Below are 6542 nucleotides of genomic sequence, written 5' to 3'. Positions count from 1 at the left end.
AAACACGCGAGGCGGAGCGAGAGCCTCGCGCCGACGAGTCGAATCGAGCCGAACCGAACGTCCGTGTCCTCGGATTTCGCCGGGTCGGGGAGGAGCTTTGGGTCGACGTCGAGGTGATGAGCCATTCGTTTTGCGAGTCGGCCGAGGAGCCGAAAGTTGTCGCGAGCGGATGGATTCCGGCTCACTCGGCCTCGGGCGAGCTGGCGATCTGGTTTTATTCCCGCGGTTGCTGAATCGACGGGGCCGTATCACTTCCTTTTTTGGACTCTTCGCGGGCGAGGCTCGAAGCGATAACGGGGCAGCGAGAGCTTTCCGTTCTTGCCGAACCGGATCCCTTCCGCTTCGAGCAGTCGCCTCTGCAGGTCAGGGGGATCGTGAAGATGCTCCGTGGAGATCCCGCCCGAGGCGTTGACGACCCGCTGCCAGGGTACGTTCGCCGGGCACTGGCTCATCGCCCACCCGACCGCGCGGGCGGACAGAGGCCGCTCGAGCAGCCGAGCGATCTGACCGTAGCTCATGACACGACCTCTCGGGATGTCGCGCACGATCCGGTACACTTCGTCGAAGGCGTTCACCGGCCTCGACCGAGTCCGATGGCGATCGCGGGCACGAGCGCGATGGACGCACCGATGTAGCTGAGCGTGGCGAAACCGACTTCGCTGAGAAGGACACCCGAGCTGGCACCCGCGACCGCCGCGGTGGTCCAGCTCAAGGTGTCGGCGAGCCCCTGGACTCTCACCCGCCGGCTTTCGGGAGTGCTCTCCGTCAGAAGCGCGCTCCCGGCGACGAACGCGAGGTTCCAACCGAATCCGAGCAAGAAGAGCGGTACCGCGAGCGATGTGGCGCTCGCGGCCAAAACACCCGAGGCGGCGACGATCACGGTCGCCGCCAGGATCACCGGGATGCGCCCCCACCGATCGCTCAGGAAACCGGAGACGGGAGACAACGCGTACATCCCGAACGTGTGCGACGCGATGACGCCCCCGATGGTGGCGAGTCCGTTTCCTCCGGCTCGGACGTGTATCGGGGTCATCGTCATGATGAGAACCATCACTCCTTGCGCGACCACGAGCGCGATGAGCGCGTTTCGCGCCGGTCGCGAAAGAACCGAGGGTTCCGTCCCGGCCGTGACCGGCATCCGGGCTACCTCCCTGGTCGGAAGGGCCACCAAAAGGACGAGCCAGGAAACTCCGAAGGTGATAGTCGCGAGAACGAAGGGCCCCACGGATTCGGGGATACCCAGCCATTCGCTCACTTGCCGGGTCGGCTCGAGTAACATCGGCCCGAGGACGGAGCCGATCGTCCCCGCCCAGACCATCCATCCGATGGCCGAAGATTGTCGAGCGGGCTCGTAGAGGTCGGCGGCAGCATAGCGCGTCAATCGGCTCGCGCTGTAACCGGCGCCGATCGAGAAAACCGCCAGGGCGAGCAAGGGTAACAGTGAGCTCGCCGCGGCGGCGGCAGCAATGAGTGCGGCGACCGCCGAGACCGAATAGCCGACGAGAAGCCCCCGGCGTCGGCCGTGGCGGGCCATGATCGCGGAGAGCGCGCTGGTGCCGAACGCGGTCCCGAGGATCGCGACCGCTGATGGAACTCCGCTCCATCTCGGCCCGCCGAGAACGTCCTCCGCGATCAACGGAACGACGGTGATCACGGCCAGGTAACCCGTCGCGGAGATGGCGGCTCCCGCGAAGAGAGAGGTCATGGATCGGGTGCGATGGGAGGCCACGTAAGGCCAGGAGATTGACACGCGCGGCATCGCAGAGCAAACTCATGCCGTCGAAAGGGGACACCTTGGAGATCCTGCGGCTCGCCAATGCGTTTCAGTTCAGGACGGATCATTACCTCGGGCGCCCGCCGATTTGAGCGTGGCCGCAAATCCGAGCGTGTGTTACCCTCAAAGGAACTCACAGCAACCACATCTTTGCGGGCTCAGGAGGTCCAATCATGATGAAGTCGTTTCGCCTCGCGCTGGCGTTCGTGCTGGCGGGGGCCCTCGTTCCGGCAACCATCCACGCCCAGGGCAAGATTCGCATCGCCATCTGGGATTTCGAGAACAACGCGGAGCGCAGTTGGTGGTTCTACGATGATCTCGGGCCGGCGGCGCGGAACCACATCGACACGGCTTTTTCTGAGAACGAAACGTTATCGCAGCAATTCAGCATCATCGAGCGCGAGAAGCTCGACATGGTCATGAAAGAGCAGGGCCTCGCGACCTCGGGGGCGCTGGATCAGCAAACGGCGGCAAAGGTCGGGCAGATCCTCGGGGTGAAATACATCCTCACCGGGGGCATCGACAAATTCGCCATCAACACGACCAAGGGTGGCTTCGGGGGGATCGGAGGCAGCTATACGAAGGCGGAAGCGACGATCAACTTGAGGCTCATCGATACGACGACCGCCGAGCGCCTCGTCGCGGTCGCGGCGGATGGCGACGTGAAGAAGGGCGGCGGCGTCTTCAAGGGTGCGAGCTTGAGCCGCGAAGACGAATGGGGTATTGCCAGCGAGGCAATCGAAGCGGCCTCCGCCAAGGTGGTCGCGGCGTTCGCCGAGAGCAAATCTCTCGGCAAGCTGAGCGCGGGCGGCGTCATGGCCGGGGTCGAGGGAAAGATCATCAAGATCGAGGGTAATCAGGCCTGGATCAATATGGGGGAGATGTCCGGCATCAAGGTCGGCGACACGTTCGCCGTGGTATCGGTCGGTGAGGAGCTCGTCGATCCCGACACCGGCGCCGTGCTCGGTGCCGACGAGTCCGAAACCGGCGAAGGTCAGGTCGTCGACGTGAAAGACCGCTTCTCCATCATGACCTTCACCGGAGCGGCGAAGGCCGCCGACATCGTGCGGAAGAAGTAGAGCTCTTGCTCGGTGCTCGCGGGTCTCGGGCCCGCGAGCACATTCTTCTTCGAGGGGTTATCGCTCTCCGATCTTGGATGACCAGTAACGCGAGAGCTCATCGGCGGCATCCGACGAGATCACGCGCGCTTGCTCCCTGAGCTTGTCCTGCCCGAACCGGGTGTCGAAGCTGAACGTGTGCGCCGGAAGAGCGACGATATCTCCGAAGCGGGGCACGTCGGCGTCTCCCGCAACCGAATAGGTGCGGGTGACGAACGTGGTGCCGAACTGCTCTTCGGCGTGGGATTCGATTTCCTCCACGACGAGCGCCACGAGTAGCTCCGCCTGTTCCGGACGCGCGGGCTGCATGCCCTTTTTCTGCAGAGCGTCTCGCAGCACCGTGCGCATCGTACCGCAGGCATCCCGAACGCCCTGGCAATCGATGCTGAAGGTTGGCGATCGCGGGGGTGGAGCCGGCTCGGTCTCGGGCAACGGCTGCGCGGACACCGGTGGCGCGAGCGGCGGCGCGGGCTCGGCGCTGACAGGCTTCGTCACCGCCGCCGACTTCGGAGGCGGTGGAGGTGCCGCCGGCTCTTCTGCGGCCGCCGACGGCGAGGGAGTTTCGGGATCAGGCTCCGGCTCCACCGCGGCCACGGGCTCGGTCTCGATCGGAGGCTCGGTGATTCTTGCCGCCGCGACCGGCTCGGCCTCGGCCGGAACCTCCGTGGGTGACGGTCTCGTCAGGAAGTACGCCGCAGCGGCCCCACCGGCGAGCAAAAGAACGGCTGCGATCATCACGCCGAGGCGGCTGCCCTTCGCCCTGACTTCGATTTCGTGCGCCCGCACGGTACCGCTGTCCACATGCAATCGAGGGGCGGCCACGGAAGCGGCGCCTGCCATCGTGTGAGGCGGCGGAGGGTCCGGTACGGGCGGGAGCTGAGGTTTGACCGGAGTCACCCCGCGAGTCGTCTCCGACAAGGGCCGAGCTCCAGTTTGGTCCATAGCCGACAGCGCACCCATGAAATCTTCCGCGCTCTGGAAGCGCTTCTCGGGCTCTTTTTCGAGACAGCGCAGGATCAGGGCTTCCACCGCTTCTGGGATCCCGGCTCTCAGGGTGGTCGGCGGCTTCGGCGGTTCGGTCAAGTGTTTGACCAGGATCGCCGGGATCGACGAGTCGTCGAACGGCACCTTCCCGACGAGCATCTCGTAGAGAATGATGCCCAGTGCGTAGAGATCGCTGCGGCGATCCGCCGGTTTTCCTTTCGCTTGCTCGGCAGACATATAGTGCGGAGTCCCGAGCACCATCCCCGTCGAGGTGAGCGCCGGGGTGTCGGGCTCGAGGGTCTTGGCGATGCCGAAATCCAAGAGTTTGGGGCACTCGTGGCCCTCGCTGTCGCGCGAGATCATGATGTTCTGAGGTTTGAGATCGCGATGAACGATGTCCTTGCGGTGGGCCAGAGCAAGCGCGCTCGCGACGCCTCTTGCGAGGGTCAGGGCGCGCCCCGTCGAAAGGGGCCCCTCCTTTTGGATGATCTCTTTCAGGCTCGAGCCTTCGACGAGCTCCATGATGATGTAGAGTGTGCCGTCTTCGGTCTGGCCCAGGTCGTGAACGGTGACGATGTTAGGATGGCTGAGCTTCGCCGCCGCCCTCGCCTCGCGGAAGAATCGCTCGATCATGTCGCTCGAGGTTACGATCTCCTGGCGGATGAGCTTGATGGCGACGGGCTTTCCGAGTAGCAGGTGAGTGCCTCGATAGACGGCGCCCATCCCGCCGCGCTTGAGGAACCCGTCGATGCGGTATTTCCCGTCGAGCGTTCGGCCGATGGGCTGCTCTTCCGGAACAACGGGGTTTTTGAGGAGCGTTCCGTCGTCGGGACAGACACGGGTCGGCGGCTCGAACGTCCGCCCACACTTTGAGCATTTGAGCATGTTTCCATGCTACCAGCGCTGCTTGCTTCCGGCTAGCCTGGGTTTCGCCTTCACGAGCTGCGGCGGTTCGAACCTTCCGGTCCTTGTCGAATCCGAAACTCCCATCCATCTCGAGGACCACCTCGAATCGGCCCGGGTCGACTCGGCTCCGCCGCCCACGGTCTTGCCCGGGCAACGCGACTGGACGTTCGAGGAGGAAAATGCGAGCTGGAAGCCGCTTTCGGTGCCGGCGCCTCCAGAAAACGGGACGCGGTCTCGAGGCGCCACGGTACCTTCTTGCACACTTGCCCACGAGGACGGCGCTTTGCGCGTCTCTCTGAGCGAAGCGAGCCGGTTCGGTGACGTCGTCATCGGAGGTGTGTACACGGAGCTCGACGAGGGGGAGGAGCCGGACCCCTGGGGGGCCATCGTGCTCCGCGCGCGTGCCAGCGATCGGATCCGGGGGGCCGCGGTCTTGCTCGAGCTGGAAGATGACGTGATCTCCGAGAGTGCCATCTCGAGCTTGATGGCCTCCTCCGAGATCGCGCCCGCGTTCTCCGACGGAACGCTTCTCACGTACGTTTTCCCCGCCCGTCTGCCCGAGGGTCTCGACGAGGACGAGCGAGCCACGCGACTCGGCATCGCGTTCGCCGTGCCGCGAGCCTCGCGCATCGATATCGTTTCGGTGACCGCCATACCGGCCGCGGAGCAGCTCACGTGGGCCACGACGATGTCCCTCGGTGATTCTTACGGTCTCGCGACCCGCTCGTCACGCCGTTCGCTCTATGCCCACACCCCGGCGCGAGTCCTGTTTCGTGTCGAGGTGCCGGAAGCCGGGCGGCTCGACTTTGGCTTAGGCGTCGTGCGGGAGGACTTGCCGGTGACCTTCACGATCACGGTTCGGCCCGAGGGCGGTGCCGTGGAGACTCTCTTCCAAGAGTCGTACTCGAACTCCAGCGAATGGGGCCAGCGCAGTCTGGATCTCGCACGTTTCAGCGGAAGCGTCGTATCGCTTTCGCTCCAGGCGGCGGCGGAACGGGACGGAACCGTCGCCTCGTGGAGTGCGCCGACGCTCAGCGGGGCCCGTCGATCCGATAAGCCCAACGTCATTCTCTACATCATCGACGGCGCCGGCGCCGATTTCATGAGCGTCACCGGTTACAAACGGGCGACGACGCCCCGTCTCGAGGAAATTGCCGGAGAAGGCGCCCTCTTCGAGCGGGCGCACAGCAACTCGACCTGGACCCAACCTTCCACGGCGTCGTTCGTGACGTCGCTGCACCACAGCGTGCTGGGCGGATTTCGGCCCGAATCCTCGCCCGTGCCGCCGAGCGTTACGACGCTCGCGGAGCACCTGCACGCCGGCGGCTACCTGACTGCCGCTTTCACGAGCAACCCCAATGCCGCACTCAGCATCGGACCGGAGCACGGAACGGACGTGATAGAGGAGGTGTACGAGCGCGACCACCCTTCGTCCGTCCGGCTGCACGAGCGTTTCTGGGGATTTCGCGAGCACTATCCGGCCGAGCCCTACTGGGCCCACTTTCAGACGACGGATGTGCACGCGCCTTACCCGTCGGTAAATCCCTTTGCCGGTCGGTACGTTTCTGCCGAGCGTCGCGCGAAGCTCGCCGCGTGGGAAAGCGAAATCCAGGGAGGTGCGGTCTGGAGTACGAGCATCTTCGCCGGCTACCGCGAGGAGCTCGCCCGTGCCGGCATCGACGCGCAGGAATTTTACGAAATGCTGCGCGGCCTTTACGACGAGGCGATGACGCAGCAGGACGATCAGGTCGGCCGATTCG

General features: G+C 64.9%; 5 protein-coding genes. 2 read left to right on the top strand and 3 right to left on the bottom strand.

Going from position 1 to position 6542, the window contains the following annotated elements:
* Positions 1-248: 248 nt before the first annotated feature.
* Together VEK15_24075 and VEK15_24070 are read right to left on the bottom strand one after the other, a co-directional pair.
* Positions 249-575 (bottom strand): MGMT family protein, encoded by a 327-nt coding sequence (locus VEK15_24075; protein HXV63799.1) that lies wholly within the window; start codon positions 573-575, stop codon positions 249-251.
* The gene (locus tag VEK15_24070) at positions 572-1750 is read right to left on the bottom strand and encodes an MFS transporter (GenBank protein ID HXV63798.1); all 1179 of its coding nucleotides are present in this window, start codon (positions 1748-1750) and stop codon (positions 572-574) included. The genes VEK15_24075 and VEK15_24070 overlap by 4 nt, the downstream gene beginning before the upstream one ends.
* A 197-nt stretch (positions 1751-1947) precedes the next feature.
* Here VEK15_24070 and VEK15_24065 point away from each other — a divergent pair, with 197 nt between their 5' ends.
* Positions 1948-2853 carry a CsgG/HfaB family protein gene (locus VEK15_24065; protein HXV63797.1) on the top strand — a complete coding sequence of 302 codons (906 nt, stop codon included), beginning with the start codon at positions 1948-1950 and terminating at the stop codon, positions 2851-2853.
* A gap of 57 nt (positions 2854-2910) precedes the next feature.
* On the opposite strand, the gene VEK15_24060 is transcribed toward VEK15_24065, so the two are convergent.
* On the bottom strand, positions 2911-4761 hold the full coding sequence (locus tag VEK15_24060) for a serine/threonine-protein kinase (protein ID HXV63796.1): 1851 nt from the start codon (positions 4759-4761) through the stop codon (positions 2911-2913).
* On the opposite strand from VEK15_24060, the gene VEK15_24055 reads away from it, so the two are divergent.
* Positions 4760-6542: sulfatase-like hydrolase/transferase (locus tag VEK15_24055; GenBank protein HXV63795.1), on the top strand; the 1783-nt coding region annotated here is incomplete at its 3' end. The genes VEK15_24060 and VEK15_24055 overlap by 2 nt on opposite strands.

This window comes from Vicinamibacteria bacterium (assembly GCA_035620555.1).
In the GTDB taxonomy this organism is placed as follows: domain Bacteria; phylum Acidobacteriota; class Vicinamibacteria; order Marinacidobacterales; family SMYC01; genus DASPGQ01.
The sequence above is the reverse complement of the archived record's forward strand: the minus strand, read 5'-3'. Positions and strand labels throughout refer to the sequence as shown.

Coding starts and splice junctions, on each gene's coding strand:
- VEK15_24060 (HXV63796.1), bottom strand. CDS start 4,761: ATGCTCAAATGCTCAAAGTGTGGGCGGACGTTCGAGCCGCCGACCCGT.
- VEK15_24065 (HXV63797.1), top strand. CDS start 1,948: ATGATGAAGTCGTTTCGCCTCGCGCTGGCGTTCGTGCTGGCGGGGGCC.